This is a genomic window from Devosia sp. FKR38 (assembly GCF_005222805.1).
Lineage (GTDB): Bacteria > Pseudomonadota > Alphaproteobacteria > Rhizobiales > Devosiaceae > Devosia.
This window is the reverse complement of sequence record NZ_STGC01000005.1, coordinates 1,439,373-1,462,617: the sequence shown is the minus strand read 5'-3', so window position 1 is coordinate 1,462,617 and position 23,245 is coordinate 1,439,373. Positions and strand designations below refer to the sequence as shown.

The 23,245-nt window shown below is 64.7% G+C and carries 22 protein-coding genes; 9 read left to right on the top strand and 13 right to left on the bottom strand.

All coding sequences use genetic code 11. From position 1 onward, the window contains the following. The first annotated feature begins 50 nt into the window (after positions 1-50). The 4 genes from lpxD (at position 51) to E8M79_RS11985 (ending at position 3,591) form a co-directional block, all read left to right on the top strand. On the top strand, positions 51-1,079 hold the full coding sequence (lpxD, locus tag E8M79_RS12000) for a UDP-3-O-(3-hydroxymyristoyl)glucosamine N-acyltransferase (RefSeq protein ID WP_171015839.1): 1,029 nt from the start codon (positions 51-53) through the stop codon (positions 1,077-1,079). Then, entirely contained in the window at positions 1,076-1,540 is a 465-nt protein-coding gene (gene fabZ, locus E8M79_RS11995) for a 3-hydroxyacyl-ACP dehydratase FabZ (protein WP_137152125.1), read from the top strand. Before lpxD ends, fabZ begins: the two co-directional genes overlap by 4 nt. Then, a complete protein-coding gene (lpxA, locus tag E8M79_RS11990; RefSeq protein WP_137152124.1) occupies positions 1,537-2,346 on the top strand; it encodes an acyl-ACP--UDP-N-acetylglucosamine O-acyltransferase in 810 nt (269 codons plus the stop codon). Before fabZ ends, lpxA begins: the two co-directional genes overlap by 4 nt. A gap of 93 nt (positions 2,347-2,439) precedes the next feature. Beyond that, a complete protein-coding gene (locus tag E8M79_RS11985) occupies positions 2,440-3,591 on the top strand; it encodes a lipid-A-disaccharide synthase (protein WP_171015838.1) in 1,152 nt (383 codons plus the stop codon). Here E8M79_RS11985 and gltA read toward each other — a convergent pair. Together gltA and gltX are read right to left on the bottom strand one after the other, a co-directional pair. After that, positions 3,567-4,856 carry a citrate synthase gene (gene gltA, locus E8M79_RS11980; protein ID WP_137152122.1) on the bottom strand — a complete coding sequence of 430 codons (1,290 nt, stop codon included), beginning with the start codon at positions 4,854-4,856 and terminating at the stop codon, positions 3,567-3,569. The two genes, E8M79_RS11985 and gltA, sit on opposite strands and share 25 nt — an antisense overlap. A 155-nt stretch (positions 4,857-5,011) precedes the next feature. Further along, on the bottom strand, positions 5,012-6,472 hold the full coding sequence (gene gltX / locus E8M79_RS11975) for a glutamate--tRNA ligase (RefSeq protein WP_137152121.1): 1,461 nt from the start codon (positions 6,470-6,472) through the stop codon (positions 5,012-5,014). Positions 6,473-6,507: 35 nt separating this feature from the next. Between gltX and E8M79_RS11970 the strand changes: the two genes are divergently transcribed. Beyond that, the gene (locus E8M79_RS11970) at positions 6,508-8,655 is read left to right on the top strand and encodes a ComEC/Rec2 family competence protein (RefSeq protein ID WP_137152120.1); all 2,148 of its coding nucleotides are present in this window, start codon (positions 6,508-6,510) and stop codon (positions 8,653-8,655) included. Here the strand turns inward: E8M79_RS11970 and E8M79_RS11965 are convergent. The 4 genes from E8M79_RS11965 to E8M79_RS11950 are packed head-to-tail and all read right to left on the bottom strand — an operon-like array spanning position 8,624 to position 13,010. After that, complete coding sequence (locus E8M79_RS11965; protein WP_137152119.1) at positions 8,624-10,582, bottom strand: beta-galactosidase; 1,959 nt, start codon at positions 10,580-10,582, stop codon at positions 8,624-8,626. The genes E8M79_RS11970 and E8M79_RS11965 overlap by 32 nt on opposite strands. A gap of 11 nt (positions 10,583-10,593) precedes the next feature. Then, positions 10,594-11,472: an SMP-30/gluconolactonase/LRE family protein gene (locus tag E8M79_RS11960; protein WP_137152118.1), complete on the bottom strand. Its 879-nt coding sequence runs from the start codon at positions 11,470-11,472 to the stop codon at positions 10,594-10,596. Further along, positions 11,469-12,080, bottom strand: a complete 612-nt coding sequence (locus E8M79_RS11955) for a 2-dehydro-3-deoxy-6-phosphogalactonate aldolase (protein WP_137152117.1) — start codon at positions 12,078-12,080, stop codon at positions 11,469-11,471. The genes E8M79_RS11960 and E8M79_RS11955 overlap by 4 nt, the downstream gene beginning before the upstream one ends. Positions 12,081-12,083: 3 nt before the next feature. After that, positions 12,084-13,010: a 2-dehydro-3-deoxygalactonokinase gene (locus E8M79_RS11950; RefSeq protein ID WP_171015837.1), complete on the bottom strand. Its 927-nt coding sequence runs from the start codon at positions 13,008-13,010 to the stop codon at positions 12,084-12,086. 283 nt (positions 13,011-13,293) lie between these two features. On the opposite strand from E8M79_RS11950, the gene E8M79_RS11945 reads away from it, so the two are divergent. Together E8M79_RS11945 and E8M79_RS11940 are read left to right on the top strand one after the other, a co-directional pair. Next, positions 13,294-15,102, top strand: coding sequence for an IlvD/Edd family dehydratase (locus tag E8M79_RS11945; protein ID WP_137152115.1), 1,809 nt, complete (start codon positions 13,294-13,296; stop codon positions 15,100-15,102). Positions 15,103-15,253: 151 nt separating this feature from the next. Beyond that, positions 15,254-16,039, top strand: a complete 786-nt coding sequence (locus E8M79_RS11940) for an SDR family oxidoreductase (RefSeq protein WP_137152114.1) — start codon at positions 15,254-15,256, stop codon at positions 16,037-16,039. Here E8M79_RS11940 and aat read toward each other — a convergent pair whose 3' ends face one another. The 5 genes from aat to E8M79_RS11915 form a co-directional block, all read right to left on the bottom strand. Further along, positions 16,040-16,687, bottom strand: a complete 648-nt coding sequence (aat, locus tag E8M79_RS11935) for a leucyl/phenylalanyl-tRNA--protein transferase (protein WP_137152113.1) — start codon at positions 16,685-16,687, stop codon at positions 16,040-16,042. 172 nt (positions 16,688-16,859) lie between these two features. After that, a complete protein-coding gene (gene accC, locus E8M79_RS11930; protein ID WP_137152112.1) occupies positions 16,860-18,206 on the bottom strand; it encodes an acetyl-CoA carboxylase biotin carboxylase subunit in 1,347 nt (448 codons plus the stop codon). Positions 18,207-18,216: 10 nt separating this feature from the next. Further along, positions 18,217-18,711 carry an acetyl-CoA carboxylase biotin carboxyl carrier protein gene (gene accB, locus E8M79_RS11925; protein WP_137152111.1) on the bottom strand — a complete coding sequence of 165 codons (495 nt, stop codon included), beginning with the start codon at positions 18,709-18,711 and terminating at the stop codon, positions 18,217-18,219. 34 nt (positions 18,712-18,745) lie between these two features. Then, positions 18,746-19,183 (bottom strand): type II 3-dehydroquinate dehydratase, encoded by a 438-nt coding sequence (aroQ, locus tag E8M79_RS11920; protein WP_137152110.1) that lies wholly within the window; start codon positions 19,181-19,183, stop codon positions 18,746-18,748. A 93-nt stretch (positions 19,184-19,276) separates the two neighbouring features. Then, entirely contained in the window at positions 19,277-20,149 is an 873-nt protein-coding gene (locus tag E8M79_RS11915; protein ID WP_171015836.1) for a DsbA family protein, read from the bottom strand. 158 nt (positions 20,150-20,307) lie between these two features. On the opposite strand from E8M79_RS11915, the gene E8M79_RS11910 reads away from it, so the two are divergent. Together E8M79_RS11910 and E8M79_RS11905 are read left to right on the top strand one after the other, a co-directional pair. Next, the gene (locus tag E8M79_RS11910) at positions 20,308-21,459 is read left to right on the top strand and encodes an aminotransferase class I/II-fold pyridoxal phosphate-dependent enzyme (RefSeq protein ID WP_137152108.1); all 1,152 of its coding nucleotides are present in this window, start codon (positions 20,308-20,310) and stop codon (positions 21,457-21,459) included. A 70-nt stretch (positions 21,460-21,529) separates the two neighbouring features. Continuing rightward, complete coding sequence (locus E8M79_RS11905) at positions 21,530-22,111, top strand: hypothetical protein (RefSeq protein ID WP_137152107.1); 582 nt, start codon at positions 21,530-21,532, stop codon at positions 22,109-22,111. Positions 22,112-22,123: 12 nt separating this feature from the next. Here E8M79_RS11905 and E8M79_RS11900 read toward each other — a convergent pair whose 3' ends face one another. Beyond that, positions 22,124-22,486: a VOC family protein gene (locus tag E8M79_RS11900; protein WP_137152106.1), complete on the bottom strand. Its 363-nt coding sequence runs from the start codon at positions 22,484-22,486 to the stop codon at positions 22,124-22,126. Positions 22,487-22,550: 64 nt separating this feature from the next. Beyond that, positions 22,551-23,243 (bottom strand): YafY family protein, encoded by a 693-nt coding sequence (locus tag E8M79_RS11895; protein ID WP_137152105.1) that lies wholly within the window; start codon positions 23,241-23,243, stop codon positions 22,551-22,553. Positions 23,244-23,245 lie beyond the last annotated feature (2 nt).

The window sequence follows — 23,245 nt, the reverse complement described above, 5'->3', positions numbered from 1 at the left end:
ATTGAGCCGCGGGGCGGTAGCGCCGCGGCTCAATGCTTTTGAGTGGCTCCATGGTCGATACTCGTTTTCATCGCTTTGCCGGTCCGACGACGGTTCGTGATATTTTGTCGAGCCTGGGCCGCAGTGATCTGGTGCCGTCTGGCGCCGCTGCTGATTTGATTATTTCCGGCGTGCAGGGTCTTGATCTGGCAGGGCCGGGCGATCTGGCCCTGGCCGCGCATGCCAGCTACAGCGCCGAATTGCGCGGTACCGGCGCCGGTGTTGTGATTGTGCAGCCAGCGCTGCTGGAGCTGGTGCCGGCCGGTGTCGTCCCCGTCGTCTGCGACAAGCCGCATCCGCTGTTTGCTGACATGCTCGATGTGCTGTTCCCCAACAGCACGCGCGCCATCATGGCTGGACGCCGCGAGGACCTGGGCGAGCCCCTGATCGAGGCCGATGTTTCCATCGGTGCCAATGTCGTGATTGGTCATGGCGTAGAGATCGGCCGCGGCACTGTCATTGGGGCCAATACGGTTCTGGGACCGGGCGTCACCATCGGGCGCAACAGCCTGATCGGCGCCAATTGCACCATCGACTGTGCCCATATCGGCAATGAGGTGGTGATCCACTCCGGTACGCGCATCGGCACCGAAGGTTTCGGCTGGCTGGACCAGGGGCGTGGCAACCGCAAGGTGCCCCAGCTGGGGCGGGTCCTGATCCAGGATCGGGTTGAAATTGGCGCCAATTCCAGCATTGACCGTGGTGCCTTGGGCGACACGATGATTGGCGAGGGAACCAAGATCGACAATCTGGTCCAGATCGGACACAACTGTCGAATCGGGCGCAATTGCCTGATTGCGGCGATGTCGGGATTGTCCGGTTCGACCATCGTTGGCGATGGGGTGTTGATGGGTGGTGGCGTGGGCACTTCGGGCCATTTGAGCATTGGCTCAGGTTCGGTTGTGCATGGCCGTGCAGCCGTCACCAAGGACTGGCCGGAAGGCTCCAAGCTGGCGGGGGCGCCGGCTCAGGATATTCGAGATTTTTGGCGAGAGATCGCCGTCGTGCGTAGACTTTCCAAGGGAGACAAACGGGGATGAACGAGAGCACCGAGCTCACTGCGATGAGCATTGCCGAGATCCTCAAGAGCCTGCCGCATCGCTATCCGTTCCTGATGATCGACAAGATCATCAGCATCAATGGCGATGAGAGTGCAGTCGGCATCAAGAACGTGACGTTCAATGAGCCGATTTTCCAGGGCCATTTCCCGGAGAACCCGATTTTCCCGGGCGTGCTGATCATCGAAGGCATGGCCCAGACGGCCGGCGCGATCGTGATCAAGCATGACTCGACCAGCGGGCGGAAGAACATCGTGCTGATGCTGGGCGTCGACAAGGCCAAGTTCCGCAAGCCGGCTGGCCCCGGCGATGTCATCGAGTTCCATATTTCCAAGATCCAGCGGCGCCGCAATGTCGGTCGCTACAAGGCCGAGGCCATGGTCGATGGCACGATGATCGCGGAGGCGGAGATCACCGCCATGATCGTCGAGGCCACTTCGTGACCGCTGCAGTCGTTCATCCGACAGCCATTGTTGCCGATGGCGCGCGCCTGGGGGAGGGCGTGCGCATTGGGCCCTATTGCATCGTCGGTGCCAATGTCGTGCTGCATGACGGGGTCGAGCTGATCTCCCATGTGTCCATCGACGGCTATACCGAGGTGGGCGCCGGTACGCGCATTTTCCCCTTCGCTTCCGTCGGCCATGTGCCGCAGGATCTCAAGTTCCACGGCGAGGCGTCTCGGCTGGAGATCGGCGAGCGTTGCACCATCCGCGAGTCGGTCACCATCAATCCGGGGACCGAAAACGGCGGCATGTTGACCAAGATCGGCAATGACTGCCTGATCATGGCCAGCGCCCATGTGGCGCATGACGCCATCATCGGCAACAATGTCATCATGGCCAATTATGTTGGCATCGCCGGCCATTGCCAGATCGGTGACAATGTCATTTTCGGTGGCACCTGCGTGATCCACCAGTTCACCCGCATTGGCGCGCATGCCTTTGTCGGTGCGCAGTCGATGGTGGATGGCGATATCATTCCCTATGGCATGGCCGTGGGCAATCGTGCCGCGCTGACCGGGCTGAACCTGGTTGGCCTCAAGCGTCGCAAGTTCGACCGCGAGGCAATCCATCGCCTGCGCGCCGCCTATCGGCAGATTTTCTCCAATGAGGGCACGCTGCGCGAGCGTGTCGAGGATGCCGCCAGCCTGTTCAAGGATGACGTGCTGGTGCAGGACGTGGTGGCCTTCATTATGGCGGCCTCGGATCGTCCGATCCTGACCCCGCGCGACGGCCAGACGGCAGACTGATGTTGGCCTTGCCCGGGCGCCGCTGGCCTGGTGCCGGACGCCGCCCGGGCCCTATAGCCTGTGCGGCTGCCCCGCTGTTCAAGGCGCTCGACCGTGGCTGATCCCTTAAAACTCTTCATTCTGGCCGGCGAACCCTCCGGGGACCGCATTGCCGCCGATCTGGTGCAGCGCCTCAAGGCGCGGGTGCCTTTGGCGCTCACTGGCGTTGGTGGTGACGAGCTCAAGGCGCATGGCCTCGTCAGCCTGTTCCCGATGACTGACCTGGCCGTCATGGGCATCAGTGATGTGCTGCGTCGCTTGCCGCTGCTGCTGTGGCGGGTCGAGCAGACGGCGCGGTTCATTCGCGCGTCGCGCCCGGACATCGTCGTGCTGGTCGATGCGCAGGATTTTTCCCGCCTGGTGGCCAAACGCCTCAAGGCTCTTGGCTATGCCGGCGTTGTCATCCTCTATGTAGCGCCCTCGGTCTGGGCCAGGGCGCCGCAGCGGGCTGCGCGGCTGGCGCCGCTGGTCGCAGAGGTCATGGCGGTGCTACCGTTTGAGCCAGCGGTGATGCAGCGCCTGGGCGGGCCGCCCACCAGCTATGTCGGCCATCCGGCCCTGGCGGAGCGTCTCGACACCACCGAGCCGCCAGAGCGCGGGCCGCTGATGCTGCTGCCCGGCAGCCGCGATGGCGAGCTGCGCCGACACCTGCCGATGTTCCGCGATGTGCTGGCCGCGCTCGGCAGACATCCGGCCATCGATGGCGTCATCATTCCGACCCTGCCGTCACTGGCCGAGCGGTTGCGGCGCGAGACGGCTGACTGGCCAGTGCCCGTAGCAATTGTCTCCGATCGCGGCCAGCGCAAGGCGCTCTATGGCCGGGCCATTGCCGCGCTGTGTGTCTCGGGCACCGCCACGCTGGAACTGGCCCTGGCGCGCCTGCCCATGGTGGTCTGCTATATCATGGATGCCCACCAGGCCCGGGCTTTCGACAAGCTTGGTCGCCCCGCCGTCTCGCTGCCCAATATCATCCTTGGCCGGGCCGTGTTGCCCGAGCTGGTGCAGGCCGGCGGCAATGCAGACCAAGCCACAGCGGCCTTGCGGGCGCTGCTGGACAGCAAAAAAGCCCGCCATGACCAGATCCTGGCCTTTGGCGAGCTTTCGGAACTCATGCAGTCGGGTGAACCCGGCTTTGCCCGGCAGGACCCTGCGGACCGGATCCTGAGCCATTGGGCTGACCGTCAGCGGTTGTCGACGCTTTCGTAGTCGCGCATCGGGGCGCCGTTGTAGAGCTGGCGCGGACGGCCGATCTTCTTCTGCGGATCGGCAATCATTTCCTTCCACTGGCTGATCCAGCCAACGGTGCGGGCGACCGAGAACAGCACGGTGAACATCGAAGTCGGGAAGCCGATGGCTTCCAGGATAATGCCCGAATAGAAGTCGACGTTGGGGTAGAGCTTGCGTTCGATGAAATAGGGGTCCTCGAGCGCGATCTTTTCGAGCTCCTGGGCCACCTGCAGCGTCGGGTTGTTGTGCACGCCCAGCAGGTCGAGCACTTCCTTGGCCGTCTTCTGCATCACCGTCGCACGGGGATCGAAGTTCTTGTACACGCGGTGACCGAAACCCATCAGCTTGAACGGGTCGCTCTTGTCCTTGGCGCGGGCAATGAACTCGGGAATGCGATCGACGGTGCCGATCTGCTTGAGCATGTTGAGCGCGGCTTCATTGGCGCCGCCATGGGCAGGGCCCCACAGGCACGCCACGCCGGCTGCGATACAGGCGAAGGGGTTGGCGTCGGACGAACCGGCCAGGCGCACCGTCGAGGTCGAAGCGTTCTGCTCGTGGTCGGCATGCAGGGTGAAGATCAGGTCCATCGCCTTGGCGATGGTGGGGTTCACCTCATACTGCTCGGCGGGAACCGAGAAGCACATGTGCAGGAAGTTCGACGCATAGTCGAGGTCGTTGCGCGGATAGACGAAGGGCTGGCCGACCGAATATTTATAGGCCATGGCAGCGATCGTCGGCATCTTGGCGATCATGCGGATCGAGGCGATCTCGCGCTGACGCGGGTCGGTGATGTCGGTGGAGTCATGGTAGAAGGCGGCCATTGCACCGACCACGCCGGTCATGATGGCCATCGGATGGGCATCGCGGCGGAAGCCACGGTAGAAATAGTGCATCTGCTCATGCACCATGGTGTGCCGAGTTACCAGTTCATCGAACTCGGCCAGTTTTTCCTTGTTGGGCAGTTCGCCGTAGAGCAGCAGATAGCAGACTTCGAGATAGCTGCTCTTTTCGGAGAGCTGGTCGATCGGGTAGCCGCGGTAGAGCAGTTCACCCTTGTCGCCGTCGATATAGGTGATGGCGCTGTCGCAGGCTGCCGTGGAGGTGAAGCCGGGGTCGTAGGTGAACATGCCGGTCTTGGCATAGAGGGTGCGAATGTCGATCACATCCGGGCCCACTGAGCCGGACAGAACGGGAAATTCGTGGGTCTGGTCCCCGATGACGAGTTTGGCGACTTTGTCGGTCATTGAGCTCTCCTCGATGGCCCCCTGACTGGTGACGCGAACAGACGCGCATACCAGGGGGCCGGCTATGTGGTCGTCACATATGTCCTCGGACAGGTATCAGCTTTTGCCGGCCCGAGGCAACTGATGGGTAAGCAAGCCTTACCCTCCGAATAGCACTAGACAGTCCCGATTTGATCGCCCAGTCGCGCCATGGTCTCATCGCGACCGATGAGCACCATCACCTCGAAAATTCCGGGCGAAACGGTGCGTCCCGTCAGGGCCGCCCGCAGGGGCTGCGCCAGCTTGCCGAGCTTGAGTCCCTTGGACTCAGCCAGCGTGCGCATGGCGGCGTCGATTGCCGGCACCGACCATTCGTTGAGGCCACGCAGCAGCTCTGCCATGTCCGACAGAACAGCGCGTGAATCGGTGGTCAGCAGCGCCGACGCGGCCGCATCAATAGACAGCGGACGTGACGCATAGATGAACTGGGCGAGATCGATCAGTTCGAGCACGGTCTTGGCGCGCGGCTGCAGCTCGGGCAGGGCCGAGAGCACGGTGGCCTTGTTGGCGGTCAGCCCGTCAACGTCAAAGGTGCGGACCAGTTCCTGGGCCGTGGCCAGCATGACGTCGTACAGATAGTCGGGCGTAGCCTCGCGGATATAGTGGCCGTTGATGTTCTCGAGCTTGACGAAGTCGAAGCGCGCCGCGCCCTTGTTGAGGGCATCCAGGCTAAACCACTCCACCATCTGGTCGGTGGTGAAAAACTCGTCGTCGCCATGGCTCCAGCCCAGGCGGGCCAGATAATTGCGCAGGGCGGCGGGCAGATAGCCCATCTGGCGATAGGCCTCGACGCCCAGCGCGCCATGGCGCTTGGACAGCTTTGCGCCGTCCGGACCATGGATCAGCGGGATATGCGCCATCTCTGGCACGGTCCAGCCCATGGCGTTGTAAACCACGATCTGGCGGGCGGCATTGGTCAGATGGTCGTCGCCGCGGATGATGTGGGTGACGCCCATGTCGTGGTCGTCGACCACCACGGCGTGCATATAGGTCGGGGTGCCGTCCGAGCGCAGGATGATGAAATCGTCCAGATTCTCGGCCTTGAATACCACCTTGCCCTGCACATGGTCGTTGACGACGATGTCGCCGCTCAGTGGAGCCTTGATGCGGATCACCGGCGCGACGCCGGCCGGGGCCTCGGACGGGTCACGGTCGCGCCAATAGCCGTTGTAGCGCGGCGGCTTGCCGGCGGCGCGGGCCTCTTCGCGCATCTGGTCGAGCTCGGCGGGCGAGCAATAGCAGTAATAGGCATGGCCGATCTTGACCAGTTCATGGGCGATCTCGGCGTGGCGGGCGGCGCGGCCGAACTGGCTGATCGGCTCGCCATCCCAATCCAGGCCGAGCCATTTCAGGCCATCGATCAGCGCCACGACGGCGGCTTCGGTCGAGCGTTCCCGATCGGTGTCCTCGATGCGGAGCAGCATCTTGCCGCCCTGGTTCTTGGCGAAAGCCCAGCTGAACAGCGCAGTGCGGGCGCCGCCGATGTGGAGGTAGCCGGTGGGCGAGGGGGCGAAACGGGTGACGACCTGGGACATGAGACCGGAGTGCTTGGAGAGAGTGTGCGCCGTGTGTAGCATAGAAGGGCACGAGCGCAAGGGCGGGGGCAGGGCCGGTGCAGCAGGGCGAAAGTCTGGAGACGGATCGGCTGGCCGCGCTTGATGTTGCGGCGCCACCGCCAGCTGTGCCCGGCCGGCTGGCACGCGGGCCATTCCAGCCGCCGCCCAGCCGTCTTTCGCGCGTCCGCACCGCCTGCGTTGATGCGGTGAACCATCGACGCGTCTTCGTAATACTGCCCTTTGCCATGATCCTGGGGCTGGTCGGCTATAGCGTTGCGCCGAACGAGCCGAGCGCCCTTGCGCTGGGTCTGGCCTGCGTCGCTATGGCCTGCCTGCTGATCCTGCTGCGACACGCGACGCATCGCTTCTGGGCCGGGCTTGTGGCGGCAGGATTGGTTGGCGCTTGTCTGCTGCCCGTCCATGGCTGGCTGTTTGGCACACCCATGCTGGCGCGCCCTGCCTATGGGCTTTTCGCGGCCCGCGTCGACGAGATTGTTCTCGCCACCGATGAGGTCCGCCGGGTGATCATCTCGGGGCTGGTGCCGCTCGAGGACACGCGGGCGGTGCCGATCCGCAAGGCGCGGCTGACAGTGCCGCCACAACCGCCGCTTGCGCCGGGCGACATCATCCAGGCGCAGATGCGTCTGGCGCCGGTGCCAGGACCGATCCTGCCGGGCAGCTACGACGGGCAGTTCCACGCCTTTTTTGCCGGCGTCGGTGCCTATGGCATGGCGACCGGTGATTTCGCCCTGGTGGAGACCGGCTCCAGTCTTGACCTGCTGCGCGGCGTCGAGGTCCTGCGCATGGGGATCGGTCAGCGCATTGACGCCCGGCTCGACGGCGTTTCCGCGGCCATTGGCCGGGCCATGGTGGTGGGTGACCAAAGCGCGATCAGCGACGAGACGCGGGATGTCATGGCGCGATCGGGGCTGGCGCATATCTATTCGATCTCGGGCCTGCACCTGTCGATCGTCGCTGGGGGCATCTTCTGGCTGTTGCGCTGGCTGCTGGCGGCTGTTCCCGCTGCGACCGGCCGCCTGCCGGTCAAACGCATTGCTGCCGTGGCGGGCCTCTTGGCGGCCGCGGGCTATATGCTGCTGGCCGGCGGGCTGGCCAATGTGCCGGCCCTGCGCTCGGCCATGATGCTGGGCCTGATCTTTGGCGCGGTGCTGGCGGGGCGGCGGGCCCTCACCATGCGCAATGTCGCGCTGGTCGCCATTGCCATCATCATCATCGACCCGGCCAGCGTGTTCCGCGCCAGTTTCCAGTTGTCCTTCGCCGCCGTGGTGGCGCTGATCGGCGTCTATGAAATGCCGCGCCAGCAACTGCCGGTTCTGCGCTCCTGGGCTGACCGGCTCTGGGAAACGATCTGGGCGACGGCCCTGACCAGCCTGATCGCCGGCGCGGCGACGCTCTTATTCTCGGCCTATCATTTCCAGCAGACGGCGCCGCTGGGCGTGGTCAGCAATGTGCTGGTGCTGCCGGTCGTCGGCCTTATCATCATGCCCTTTGCCGTGCTCTCGGTCTTGGCAATGCCGCTGGGCATCGAGGCGCCGTTCCTCGTGGTCATGGGCTGGGGCATAGATCGCATGGTCGATGTCGCCACGCTGATCGCAGGCTGGAGCGAGAACTGGACGGGTAACCCATTGCTGACGGGTTGGGCCCTGGTGATCGGCCTGCTCGGGCTCGCCTGGTTTGCCTTCTTTCCCGGGCGACTACGCTTCCTGGGGCCGGCTGCGGCGCTGCCGCTGGTGCTGATCGTCGGCCTTGATATCCGCCCAGACGTGCTGGTTGCCGACAGTACCCAGGCCGTGGCGATCCGCACGGGCGAGGGCATGGGGCTGATCAGCGGCAAGAGTGACAGCTTTGTGGTGCAGGCCTGGAGCGACCACTATCAGTGGCCGATCACCGAGGGCTTTGCTGATCTGGCCTGCGACAGCCTGGGCTGCATCGCCCATACGCCGGACTTCAGCATCGCTTTGGTCAAGAGCGCTGCGGCCTTTGCCGATGATTGCGGTGTTGTCGATCTGGTCATTGCCCGCATGGACGTGCCGCAGTTCTGCGCCGGCAGTCAGATCATCGATGCCGATATTCTGGCCACCGGCGGGGTGCAGTGGCTGGCCTGGAACAGGACGGCGGCGCGGTTTGATATCCGCGCCGCCATCCCGAGCATTACGAGGCCGTGGCGAGTCGTGCCACGGTGACACCGGCAGGCGGCATAGCGGCGGTGCCCAGCGCATAGCCGGCTTCGTCGCTGGCCGGCACCAGTGTGGCCGCATGGGCGCCGTAGTTGACATAGATGCGGAAGCCGTCGCGAGTGCGGCAGCGGACGCCGGCGGGCAGGGCCAGCGTCGGCAGGTCGGCTTCGGCGATCAGATAGTCCACCACGCGCTGCACCAGCGCCTTGGTGCCTGCGGCGCCGAGGTAGAACAGCTTGCCCTGCGACATCAGCACCGGCCAGCCTTCGACGTCCTCGAAGATCACATTGGCCTTGGTCTCGATGCGCTCACGCCAATGGGTGACGGCGCCGCCGCCCTTGACCTCGACTTCGACCGCCGGATTGATGCTGTCGATGCGCATGACCTTGACGTCGAGCAGATTGGCCGAGAGATCCGGTGCCAGGCGCGCCGGAATGGAGAAGTTCTCGGTCTTGGAGCCGGTGCGCGGGCCGATCAGCAGATGGCCCTCGAAGGCCTCCATGGCGGCACGCAGATCGTCGTTCCAGGTGAACAGCGCCGGGATGGCGACAATGTCGTAGCCGGCAAAGCTCTTGGTCTTGGGCGAGATGATGTCGATATCCACGCCATGCTTGCGGAAGGCCGCATAGAGGCCGCGCACATGGGCGCCATGCGAGAAGCCGTCGGCCTGCGGCTGGATCTGCCAGGCCCATTCGCTCTCATAGTCATAGACGATGGCAACGCGGCCCTTGTTGGCCGTGCCGGCGAGACCGATCTCGCGCAGTTCGCGGGCGACCTGGGCGGCTTCGCCATAGGCCGGTGCGGGTTCGCTATCGGGACGCAGCAGGCCGGCGTGCATCTGTTCCTGGGCAAAGGGGGCCTGGCGCCAGCGGAAGTAGGACACCACTTCGGCGCCATGGCCAAAGGCTTCCCAGGCCCACAGGCGGGCCATGCCGGGCAGGGGATCAGGATTGTGCGTGGCCCAGTTCACCGGGCCGGGCTGCTGCTCCATGATCCACCAGCGGCCATGGCCGACGGTGCGGTAGAGGTCATGGTAGAAGGCCTGAAAGTCGGGCTCGCCCTGACGCATATAGGCGCGCTTGACTTCGTCGGATTCCGGACCGCCATCGAGATGGCCGAGCGGATAGGCGTCCCAGGCGGCCACATCCAGCGTCTCGGCCAGATCGTAATGGTCGAAGTCGACAAAGCGACCCATGAAATTGTGGATCACCGGCAGGTCGGGGCGACGGGCCTTGAGGATGTCGTACTGCACCTTGTTGAAGGCGCCGACCTGATCGGACGAGTAGCGGCGGAAATCGAGCAGATGGGCCGGGGCGCCATCGGTCACCAGCAGATGCGGCAGCTCGATCTGGTCGAAGCGGTCGTAATCCATGGACCAGAACACCGTGCCCCAGGCGTGGTTGAGCGCTTCGATCGTGCCGTATTTTTCTTCCAGCCAGCGCTGGAAGCCAGCGGTGGCCGCGGGCGAATAGGACAGCGTGGTCTGGTGGCAGCCATATTCATTGTCGGTCTGCCAGCCGCCCAGCGCCGGGTGGTCGCCGATGGCGTCCGACAGCAGGCGCACGATGCGGGCGCATTCCTCGCGATAGCCGAGGTGCGAGAAGTCATAATGGCGGCGCGAACCGAAGCCGCGGCGGCGGCCCTGCACGTCGACGGCGAGCATATCGGGGTGCTTGTCCACGATCCAGCGCGGCGGGGTCGCGGTGGGCGTGCCGAAGATCACCTTGAGGCCGTGGCGGCCCAGCACATCCATGGAGCGGATCAGCCAGTCGAACTGCAGCTGGCCCGGCTTGGGTTCGAGGCGCGACCAGGCAAATTCGCCGATGCGGACATATTTGATGCCGACTTCGGCCATGCGGGCGGCGTCGGTTTCCCAGACGTCTTCGGACCAGTGTTCGGGATAGTAGCAGACGCCAAGCGTGGGGGTGGTCATGGGCAAAAGTCTCAGAGGGTAATTTTGGCTTCGGGGAGGCCGGCGATATCGAGGTCGATGGCGAAAAGGCCACCGGCCACCTTCTCGGCCGCGAGCTGTTCGGGGCTCATATTCTTGTTGGCGGTGGTGATGAACAGCGTCTTGAGGTCCTTGCCGCCAAAGGCGGGGCAGGTGACCTGGCTGACGGGGACGTCGATGATGCGGTCAACGCTGCCATCGGGCGCATGGCGCACCACGCAGCTGCCGCCCCAGCGGGCGTTCCAGAGATAGCCCTCGCTGTCGATCACCGCGCCATCGGGATAGCCGGGTTGGTCAGAGACATCTGCAAATAGCGTCCATTCGCCCACCGGCATGCCGGTGGCGGGATCGGTGGCGCACTGCATGATGCGGCGGCTGGGGGTATCGGTCCAATAGGCAATGCGGCCATCGGGCGAGAAGCAGGTGGCATTGGGGATGGCAATGCCGGACTTGAGCGTGGTCAGCACGCCGGCGCGATAATGATAGACCGCGCCAATCGGCGCCTCTGCCGGCCCGCGATCCATGGTGCCGATCCAGAAAGCGCCCGAGGGATGCACGCGGCTGTCATTGGTGCGGGTCTGGGCATTGTCTGCCTCGATCTCGTTGATGCGGTTCATGCCGCCGGTGGCGAGGTCGAACTGCTTGAGACCGGTATCGGTGGCCAGCACCAGCGTATCGTCATCCAGAATGGCCGCAGCGGCCACCGTCTCGTTGAACATCCAGCTGTCGGCGAATGCGCCGTCGGCAGTCACCGCAAACAGCGTCTCGTTGTTGATGTCAAAAAAGAACAGCTGCTGGCGGCCGGGGTGCCAGATCGGGCCTTCGCCCAGGGCGCACTGGCTGTCGATCAGAAGGCGGGCGGTCTGGTTCATGCGGGCTTTCCTGCGTCATAGGCGGTGACGGCAGCGGCGGCGCGCTCGGCGACCTGGCCGGCGTCCATGCCGGGCTTGTAGATATAGGTGCCCAGGCCAAAGCCCGCGCAGCCCGCGGCGAAATACTCGTTGAAATTGTCCGGATTGGCGCCGCCCACGGCATAGAGCGGCAGCTCGGGCGGCAGCACCGCCTTCATGGCCTTGATGCCCTTGGGGCCCAGAACCTCAGCCGGGAAGAATTTCAGCCCGGTGGCCCCGGCCTTGATGGCGCGGAAGGCGTCGGTTGGGGTGAACACGCCGGGGAAGGAGAACATGCGCAGGCGGATGGTTTCCTCGATCACCTGCTTGTTGGTGTCGGGGGACACCACAAAGGTGCCGCCCGCGTCGGACACGGCCCAGACCTGCTTCTTGCTCAGCACCGTGCCGGCGCCAATGGCCGAGCGCTCGCCCAAGGCATTGGAGGCCATGGCGATGGACGTCAGCGCGTCAGGGGAATTGAGCGGCACCTCGATCATGGTGATGCCTGCGTTGATCAGGGCCTCGCAGACGGCAATCGTCTCGCCGGGGGTGATGCCACGCAGAATGGCAATGAGATGGCGATTGTTCATGGTCTACTCCTGGGCGGTCCGGCTGCGCGCGGCCTTGAGCCCCGCCAGCACAATCTTGGTTGTATCCTGCGGCACGCCGGTCGCGCCGATCATGGCGAGCACCTGGGCATAGAGTCCGCACAGCGCTGCCGAGCCGATCAATGGCACGGGGTGTTCGCCAATCAGATGACGCTTGCTGCCCACCTCGGTGCCGATCAGCAGCCCCGAGAGATAGCCCGCGCACCAGTCCGGCTGGCGGTCGGAGAGCAGGGCGCTGGCGCGCACCTTGAACAGCGTGCCCAGCAGCTGATCGGGATGGTCCAGCCCGGCGCGGGCGCCGCTGACGAAGCCGGCGCTGCGGTTGGGACCATCGAGATCGCCCGTGAGCGAATGGCGCAGCACGGACTGGCTGCGCAGCAGCTCGAACATTTCCCCGGTCATGGCCGTGGAAAAATGGGTGATGCGGGTGCCTTCCAGGCGCGCCCATTTCGAATGGGTGCCCGGCATGCAGACCATGCCGTTGAAATCGGGATGCAGCGCCGCCAGGCCCAACAGCTGGGTCTCCTCGCCGCGCATCACATCATCGGCGCCGCCGCGCTGGCACACGCCGGGCAGGATGGCGGGCGCAAAGCGCGCGTCCGGCATGGCGGGGCGCACGGCGCCAGCGAAAAGATCGGCAAGATCGGTTGGGGCTTCGAGATAGGGCGCTTCCAGCCAGCCCTGGCGGGCCCCGGCCATGCCACAGATCAGCACCTGGATGGGGCCATCGTTGAGCCCGGAGATGCCATCCAGCAATTCGGTCAGGGCCTCGGGGAACTGCTCGCGGGTCAGCTTGCCCATGCCCTTGGGAGAGCTGCGCTCAACGGCCACGCTGCCGTCGGCGGCCAGGCCCCAGGCGCGCAGATTGGACGTGCCCCAATCCACCGCAATCCAATCTACTTTATCCGTCACAAATGCCTCGCTGATGCCCGGTTGCGGGCGCGACCCTACTGGTTGAGGGCCATTTCATCCAGACGGAATCTGACGGCGCCAGCCGGGCGCACCAAAGCGGCAAGACCGCCTTGCGTCTCCTCGATTGGTAAGCTTTTCGGGGCGTTCCGGCAGATCGAATGACCTCCAACGCATAAGTATGATTTTTCTGCGGATTCCCATTCACAGCTCCGCCAGCCATGCTAGAAAGAGGCCAAACCCGATGCGGCACAGCTGCGTCGGGCAGCAGCAAGGAAAGATCAAAATGACGGCAGGAAACGGCGGTACAGCGCCTCAAAAATTGCGCTCGCGCGCCTGGTTCGACAATCCCGACAACCCGGACATGACCGCGCTCTATCTCGAGCGCTACATGAATTTCGGTGTGTCGCGCGAAGAGCTGCAGTCGGGCAAGCCGATCATCGGCATCGCCCAGACCGGTTCGGACCTCAGCCCCTGCAACCGTCACCACATGGTGCTGGCCGAGCGCGTGCGCGAAGGCATCCGCGAAGCCGGTGGCATTGCCATCGAATTCCCGGTGCATCCGATCCAGGAAACCGGCAAGCGCCCGACCGCCGGCCTTGACCGGAACCTCGCCTATCTGGGCCTGGTTGAAGTGCTCTATGGCTATCCGCTCGACGGCGTGGTGCTGACCATTGGCTGCGACAAGACCACCCCGGCCATGCTGATGGGCGCGGCGACCGTCAATATTCCGGCGATTGCGCTGTCGGTCGGGCCGATGCTCAATGGCTGGCACAAGGGCGAGCGCACCGGCTCGGGCACCATCGTGTGGAAGGCGCGCCAGATGATGGCCGCTGGCGAGATCGACTATGCCCAGTTCATCGAACTGGTGGCGTCGTCCGCGCCCTCGACCGGCTATTGCAACACCATGGGCACGGCCTCGACCATGAACTCGCTCGCCGAGTCGCTGGGCATGCAGCTGCCCGGCTCGGCCGCCATTCCCGCGCCCTATCGCGATCGCCAGGAAATGGCCTATCGCACCGGCAAGCGCATCGTGGACATGGTGCATGAGGACCTCAAGCCCTCCGACATCCTGACCAAGGACAATTTCATCAACACCATCGTGGTCAATTCGGCCATCGGCGGTTCGACCAATGCCCCGATCCACATCCAGGCGATTGCCAAGCATATCGGCGTCGAGCTGGACCTGCAGGATTTCCAGACCTATGGCCATAAGGTGCCGCTGCTGGTGAACCTGCAGCCGGCCGGCGAGTATCTGGGCGAGGACTTCTACCATGCCGGCGGCGTGCCGGCGGTGGTCAACGAGCTGATGAGCCAGGGCCTGATCCGCGAGAACGCGCCCACCGTCAACGGCAAGACCATTGGCGAGAACTGCAAGACGACGACGATCCAGGACGACAAGGTCATCCGTCACTTCAACAATCCGCTCAAGACCGAGGCCGGGTTCCTGGTGCTGCGTGGCAATCTGTTCGACAACGCCATCATGAAGACATCAGTGATCTCGTCCGAGTTCCGCGATCGCTACCTCAACAACCCGGCCAGCCCCGGCGCGTTTGAAGGCAAGGCGGTGGTGTTTGATGGTCCGGAGGATTACCACCACCGCATCGACGATCCCGCGCTCGAGATCGACGAGAACACGCTGCTGTTCATGCGCGGTGCCGGCCCGATCGGCTATCCGGGTGCGGCTGAAGTGGTCAACATGCGGCCGCCGAGCTATCTGATCAAGAAGGGCATCACGGCGCTGGCCTGTATCGGCGATGGTCGCCAGTCGGGTACCTCGGGCTCGCCCTCGATTCTGAACGCCTCGCCGGAAGCGGCTGCCGGCGGCAATCTGGCCATCCTGCGCACGGGCGACCGCGTGCGGATCGATCTCAACACCGGCCAGGCCAACATCCTGATTTCCGATGATGAAATCGCGACGCGCCGGGCCGATCTGGAATCGATGGGTGGCTACAAGTTCCCCAAGAGCCAGACGCCCTGGCAGGAAATCCAGCGTGGCATCGTCGGCCAGCTCGGCGACGGCGCTATTCTCAAGCCCGCCGAAAAGTACCAGCGCATCGCCCAGACCAATGGTGTGCCGCGCGACAATCACTGATCGATTGGTCAGCGAAAAGTTACCGGAAAGGCCCGCCAGCAATGGCGGGCCTTTTTTGTTTTATGCGTGTCGAGACGGCCAAAGCTCGCCCGTCGTAGAGAGTGGGGCGGGCAGGGCCGCACGATTGGTGTGCCCAAAGAGGGGGAAATCCATGTTGCTCAAGAACAAGACAGCCATCGTCTATGGCGGCAGTGGTGCCGTCGGGGGCGCAGTGGCGCGGGCCTATGCGCGCGAGGGCGCACATGTGGTTCTGGCGGCGCGCAATCGGCCGCCGCTGGACACCGTGGCCGATGCGATCCGGGCGGCTGGCGGCAGCGTCGAGGTGACGACGGTGGATGCGCGCGATCCCGAGGCGATCCGCCAGCATCTGGCCGAGGTCTCTGGCCGGGTGGGGCCGGTCAAGATCATGTTCAACGGCATCTTCTGGGACGATGTGCAGGGCAGCCATATGGCCGAGCTGGGCTATGACGCGGTGATGGCGCCGATCCTGGGCGGCATGACCACCTGGTTCCACACCGGGACGATTCTGGCGCAGCACATGGCCGACAATGGTGGTGGCGTGATCGTGGGGATCACGGCCAATGTCGGCCGGGTCACCATGGCCAATGTGGGTGGCTTCGGCATTGCCTGTGCGGCGGTGGAGAATTTCCTGCGCCAGCTGGGCCAGGAAGCGGGCCCCAAGGGTGTGCGGGTGTGCTGGGTACGCTCGCCGGGCTCGCCCGATGCCCCGGGCGTACGTGACGCCTGGATGCAGCATGCCGCAGCGGTGGGCAAGACGTTCGAGGCGCTGTCGCAGGAATGGGGCAGTGGCGTTCCCCTCGGGCGGGTTACGGCGCTGGCGCAGGTGGCCGACGCGGCCGTGCTGCTGTCGAGCGATCTGGCGGCCGGCATGACGGCGACCTTTGCCAATGCCACCGGCGGGGCGCTGATCGACTAGTCAATCCGGCTGCTGCGCCAGTCGGTCAAACGCGTGCCAGTCGCCCTGGTGGAGGAGCGCGCCAGCGAGGCGCTCCTCATAGTCCTGGCGGGCAATTTCGATGCCGCCCAGCGAGGCCAGGTGATCGGTGAGGAACTGGGTGTCGAGCAGCACGAAGCCGCCGGCATTGAGCCGGGCGACCAGATGGGCCATGGCGATCTTGCTGGCGTTGGTGCGGCGGTGAAACATGGATTCGCCGAAGAAGGCGCCGCCGATGGCCAAGCCATAGAGGCCACCAACCAGCTCTGTGCCGTCCCAGACCTCGACGGTGTGGGCGACGCCGCGGTTGAACAATTCGCCATAGACCTGGCGAATGGTGCGGTTGATCCAGGTGGTGTCGCGGTCTTCCCCGACCGTGGCGCAGCCGTCGATGATCGCGGCGAAATCGGTGTCGACGCGCACGGTGAAGCCGGACTTGCGGATGGCCTTGCGCAGGCTGGTGGAGAGGCGGAACCCATCGAGCGGGAGAATGCCGCGGTGTTCGGGGCTCACCCAGAACAGGTTCTCGTCCTCGGCATCTTCGGACATGGGAAAGATGCCGGCGCTATAGGCGCGGATGATCAGCTCGGGCGTGATCTCGATGTCAAAGGGGTCTTGGCGTCGGGCCATCAAGCTATTCTCCCTTGGTGCCGCGACCGCCGGGCGGCACCTCCCCCTTGATGGGGGAGGCTGGGAGGGGGTGCGGGAGCCCCGATATCGGGACTACCCCCCTCCCTTGATCCCTCCCCACAGAGGGGGAGGGTGTCGACTGCACCATCAGCGCAGGCCAAGTGCAGCTCAATCAGACCTTGTTTTCCGCCAGGTATTTTTCCAGCCAATGGATGTCGTAATTGCCGGCCAGCACGTCGGGTTCGCGGATCAGGCGCTGGAACAGCGGCAGCGTGGTCTTGATGCCGTCGATGACGAATTCGTCAATCGCGCGGCGCAGGCGCTGCAGGCATTCGTCGCGGGTGCGGCCGTAGACGATGAGCTTGCCGATCAGGGAGTCATAATAGGGCGGGATCTTGTAGCCCTGATAGACCGCCGAATCGACGCGCACGCCCACGCCACCGGCGGGGTGGTAGAAGGTGATGGTGCCGGGCGAGGGCGCAAAGGTCTGCGGGTCTTCGGCATTGATGCGCACTTCGATGGCATGGCCATAAAAGCTCACCTGGTCCTGCGTCATGGACAGCTTTTCGCCCGAGGCGACGCGGATCTGCTCATAGACGATGTCGATGCCGGTGATGCGTTCGGTCACCGGATGCTCCACCTGCAGGCGGGTGTTCATCTCGATGAAGTAGAAATTGCCGTCCTCGTAGAGGAATTCCACCGTGCCGGCGCCGGAGTATTTCAGCTTGCGCATGGCGGCGGCGCAGATCTCGCCGATCTTGTCGCGCTCTTCGGGCTTGATGGTCGGGCCACCGGCCTCTTCCCAGACCTTCTGGTGGCGGCGCTGCAGCGAGCAGTCGCGGACACCGAGATGGACGGCATTGCCCTGGCCGTCGCCCATGACCTGGACTTCGATGTGCCGCGGCTTGCCGAGGTATTTTTCCATATAGACCGAGTCATTGCCGAAAGCGGCCTTGGCTTCGGAGCGGGCGGTCGACCAGGCGACGAGAACGTCGGCCTCCGAATGTGCCACCTTCATGCCGCGACCACCACCACCGGCGGTGGCCTTGATCAGCACGGGATAGCCGATTTCGCGGGCGGTCTTGATCGCCTCTTCGTCGCTTTCCACGGCGCCGGCAGAGCCGGGAACCACGGGAATGCCCAGCTCGACGGCGGTCTTTTTGGCCGTGATCTTGTCGCCCATGATCTCGATATGGTGCGACGAGGGACCGATGAAGGTCACCTTGTGCTCGGTCAGGATCTTGGCGAAACGGGCGTTCTCGCTGAGAAAGCCATAGCCGGGATGGACGGCGTCGGCGCCGGTGATCTCGCAGGCCGCCATGATGGACGGAATGTTGAGATAGCTGTCCTTGGCGGAGGGCGGGCCGATGCAGACGCTTTCGTCAGCCAGGCGCACATGCATGGCATTGGCGTCGGCGGTGGAGTGCACCGCCACGGTCTGGATGCCGAGCTCCTTGCAGGCGCGCAGGATGCGCAGAGCGATTTCGCCGCGATTGGCGATCAGGACCTTCTGGAACATGAAGTCCCCCTTACTCGATGACGACGAGTGGCTCGCCGTATTCCACCGGCTGAGCATCCTGGACGAGGATGCGCGTGACGGTGCCCGAGCGATGGGCCGGGATCTGGTTCATGGTCTTCATGGCCTCGATGATCAGCATGGTCTGACCTTCGGTGACCTTGGCGCCCACTTCGACGAAGGCCGGCTTGCCGGGCTCGGGCGAACGGTAGGCGGTGCCCACCATGGGGGAAGTGAGGGTGCCGGGGTTGGACGAGAGGTCTTCCACAGCGGCCGGCGCGGCGGCAGGCACAGAGCCGGCCGGGGTCACCGAGGCCGGTGCGGCCTGCGGCGCCTGCACATAGTGCTGCTGCGGCGCGGCATAGGTCACGGCCTCATTGGGATAGGAGCGGGTGACGCGGACCCGGAAATCCTCCTGCTCGATTTCGATCTCGGCGAGATCTTCCTTGTTGAGCAGTTCGGCGATGGCACGGATCAGGTCCTGATCCACTTGCGATGACTTGGTCATTCTTGTCGGTCTCCCGCGCGGTACGCGTTGATCGTTATTTGAGTTTCTCTGCGAGGGCTATGAGCGCCAGTCTATACCCGGTCACACCAAACCCGCAAATGACGCCCAGCGCGACAGCCGACACAAAGGAATGGTGCCGGAACGCCTCGCGCTGGTGAATGTTACTGAGATGGACTTCGGCCACCGGAAGCCCCACGGCCTTGATCGCATCGGCAATGGCCACCGATGTATGCGAATAAGCCGCCGGATTGATGACCATGGCATCGGCAGTCTTGCGGGCGTCCTGGATCCAGGTGACCAGCTCGCCCTCATGATTGGACTGGCGGAAATCGACGTGCATGCCCAGCTCGGTGGCCGTCTGCTTGCACAGCGCCTCGACATCCTTGAGCGTATGCGCGCCATAAATGTCCGGCTCGCGGGTGCCGAGCAGGTTGAGGTTCGGGCCATTGAGGACGAGAACGCGCTTTGCCATTATGTGTGCCTTGTGCACTGTGTCCGGATACTCAGGCAAGCGCGGTTACACGAATTGCACTGAAAAGGCAAAGCGCTCTGCAAGCGGCCCGTGTCAGCCGTCGCAGGCCGTCTCGCCACAGGCGCGCATATTGGCGATGCGGCTGCGCAGTTCATCCACGCCAATGGCACCCGGAATGATCTCATTGCCGATGATATAGGTCGGCGTGCCGGTGATATTGAGCGCCTTGGCGATCTCGTAGGAGGTCTGGATGGTCTGGGACACGGCAGGCGTGCCCATCTCGAGCTCGAGGTTCACCGGGCTCAGGCCCAGGCCGGCCGCTGCATCGAGTGCGGTCTGCTTGTCGACCTTGCCGCGGCTGGTGAATAGGGCCTCGTGGAAGCTCCAGTAATCGACGTCGGCATCGCTGACCAGAACGGCGACACGGGCGGCGTCGATCGATTCATTGGACAGAATGGGGAATTCCTTGAGCACGACGCGCAGATTGGGGTCTTCGGCCAGCAGCGCGGCCATGTCGGGCAGGGCGGAGCGGCAGTAGCCGCAATTGTAGTCGAAGAACTCGACCAGCGTGACATCGCCATCGGGATTGCCGAGCACGACCTGGCCGGGGTCGTTGAAGATCTTGTTCTGCATGGCGGCGATGGCCGAGGTGGCCTTGGCCTTTTCCTCGGCGCGCAGCTTGGTGTCGAGCGCCACCGACATGCGCTGCAGAATGGTGGGATCGGCCATGAGGAAGGATTCGATCATGGGATTGATCTGGTCCTGGCTGATGGCGGCGACATCCTGGCGCGGCGCTGCGGCTTCGGCACCCTGGCGCTTTGCATCATAGGCGGCGATGGCGGAGTCGATCATGGCCTGCACGCTGGTGGTGTCGGTCTGCGCGACGGGCTTGCTGAGCTGGGAATAGCCCAGGGCGCCGGCAAGAATGCCGGCCAGAGCGACAAGGGCGATGGAAACGCGCGACATGGGGGATTCGAACTCCGGAAGGGCAGGTGCGCAGCGTTCTAGCAGACGCCGAACCAGTTTAGCAGTGCGGAGTAAACGCCTGCCTTGCGGCGCCATCAATTGTTGTTGAGAGGGGCGGCTATTCGGGCTAGGCGGAAGCCAGAGCGAAGGGATGCGCCATGACCGATGCAACTGACGATGGACTGATGCCGTTCCAGGCCATGGAAATCCTCAAGCGTGCCAAGGCGCTGGAGGCCACGGGCCGCAGCATCTGCCATCTGGAGGTGGGCGAACCCGGCGCGCCGCCGGCGCCGCGCGTGCTGGAGGCGGTGCGCAAGGCGCTGCCCGATGCCCAGGGCTATACCAATGCCAAGGGCCTGGCTGAGCTGCGTGCGGGCCTGGTGGGCTATTACCAGAGCCAGCATGGCGTGGCGGTGGACCCCGAGGCCATTGTCTGCACCATGGGCTCCTCGGCCGGGTTCATCCTGGCCTTCCATGCCGCGTTCCGCCCCGGCGCACGCATCGCGGTGACCCGTCCGGGCTACCCGGCCTATGTCAATACGCTGCTGGGCCTGGGCTTTGGCGTGGCGGAAATTCCGGTGACGGCGGCCAATGGCTGGCGCCTCACCGGCGCCGATATCGCCGCTGCCCATGCGCGGGCGCCGTTCGACGGGCTGCTGTTCGCCAGCCCGGCCAATCCGACCGGCGCGGCAGTAGACCGGGCCGGCTTGCAGGAGATCGTCGAGACCTGCGCCCGCCTGGGCGTGACCTTCATTTCCGACGAGATCTACCATGGGCTGGACTATCGCGGCCCGTCGGTGAGCGCGCTGGAGCTGACCGACCAGGCCATCATCATCAACAGCTTCTCGAAATACTACTGCATGACCGGCTGGCGCATCGGCTGGATGGTGGTGCCCGAGCGCTTTGTGCGCCGCGCCGAAATCCTGCAGCAGAACCTGTTCATCTCGGCGCCGACGCTCAGCCAGATCGCGGCCACGGTGGCGCTGGGCGAGCGCGACTATGCCGAAGAGCAGAAGGCAGCATACGCAACCAATCGGTTACGGCTTAATGCCGGGCTGGCCGAGCTGGGGTTCGCCGTGGGGAGCCCTTCCGACGGGGCGTTTTACGCCTATGCGGGGATTTCCGCCTTCTCCAATGATGCGATGGAATTCTGCGCGCGGCTGCTGGACGAGGCCGGCGTGGCGGCGACGCCGGGCGTCGATTTCGACCGCACCGATGGGCATGGCTTCGTGCGCTTCTCCTATGCCGGGACGGGCGAGAGCATCGAGCGGGCCATCGAGCGCTTGCAGGGCTGGCTGCGGCGCGCCTGAAAGTCCTAAGGCATCGTTAAGCCCTTGCTGGCACGATTGGTGGGAGCACGATGGATTGGGAGGTCCGGACATGCATACCCATCCCGCCGACCCCAGCATATTGGCGCATTGCGTGGCGATCGTGCGTTCCGGCAACGACACCGATGGCGCGGCGCTGATGCGGCTGGCCGAGAAGCTGCGGTTCGGGGCCGTCCTGGGCCCAACCACCAAGGTGGTGCCGCATGATTACGACCACCGGCTGGTGTTCTTCCTGGTGCATTTCGATCTCGATGTGGCGGCGCGGCGGCTGGTGCTGCAGGCCGTGCGGCAGTCGGGCTCGGTGAGCCTGAGCTTTGCGCCGGTGGTGCTGTTCCTGCGCGAGGCCAAGCCGGAGGAGGTGTTGGCCAATGTCGAGCTGGGCTTTGACGATGTGATCAATGTGCCCGAGGACGGCCGGGTGATGGCGACCCGGCTGGCCACCCAGATCGGGCAGGAGCACCTCTATATCGAGACGCGCAATTATCTGGGGCCGGATCGCCATCGGCTGGACCGGCACCAGCCCGTAACGCCCAACCGCAAGCCGGAGGAGCCGCATGCGCGGCTGACCATCCTGCGCACGGTTGAGGCGGGGGTGACCATTGTGCGCCGCCAGGAGGCGCACAAGCCACACTGAGCGGCGCGGCGGTCAAGCGGCCGGGGCGAAGACGCGCAGGCGGTGGCCATCGGGATCGGCAGCGACAAAGGTGAAGCCGAAATCCATGGCGGTGGGCTGCTGCAGGATGGTGGCATGCTGCTGCCAGGCGGCGTGGGTGGCCCGGACATCATCGTCGCTGCTGGTGCTGAAGGTGACTTCGACGCCGCCGGCCGGCTGGGGCGCCGGGACGATCTCATTGGCAATCCACAGGCCCAGTTTGATGCCATTGGGCAGCACATAGAGCACGAAGGTGGGCGAGTTCTCGACCGGCTCGCGGCCGAGCAGGGCGGTGTAGAAGCGGGCGCTGGCGGCTGGGTCGGCAACGGCGAGCAGGATGTAGTTGAGGGTCGGCATAGTGTGTCTCCTTGGGTGTGCGGAGACCCTAGCGCTTGGGGCTGTCAGTTTTCGGCAGTGGCTGTCAGGCCTGGGGCGGCACGCTGTTGATGGTGCGCCATTCCTTGAGCATGACGGCGCGGCGGCGCGGGTAGCGATCCCCGCGCTCGGTCAGCGCGGTGATGCGGTCAATGCGGAAATGGCGATAGGCGGCGCGCAGTTCGCACCAGCCGGCCACGACGCGGGCCTCGTCAAAGAAACCGATCAGGAAGGGCCAGATGGTGCGCTCGGTCTCGGCGCCGTCGGGGCCGCGATAGGTGATGGTCAGCCTGTGCTCGTTGCGGATGGCGAGGCGGATGAGGCTGGCGTCGACCTGGGCGGGCGCGGGGGCATTGCGAGCCACAAGCAGATTGGTGGCCTCGGCGCGTTCGCGCAGATCCTTGGGCAGCACGGCGGTGATCTTGGCCAGAGCCTGCTGCGCCGATTGGCTCAAGCGGTGGTCATCGGAGCGGGCGGCGACCCAGCGTGAGCCGAGCACCAGCGCCTCGATCTCATCGGCCGAGAACATCAGCGGCGGCAGGGTGAAGCCGGGGCGCAGCACATAGCCCAGGCCCGGCTCGCCGACGATATCGGCGCCCTGGCCCTGCAGCGTCGCGATATCGCGATAGAGCGTGCGGATGGAAATGCCCAGCTCCTGCGCCAGGTCTGGCCCGGTGACCGGGGTGGAGCGGTTGCGCAGCAATTGCAGCAGGTCGAGCAGGCGGCTGGTGCGGGACATGA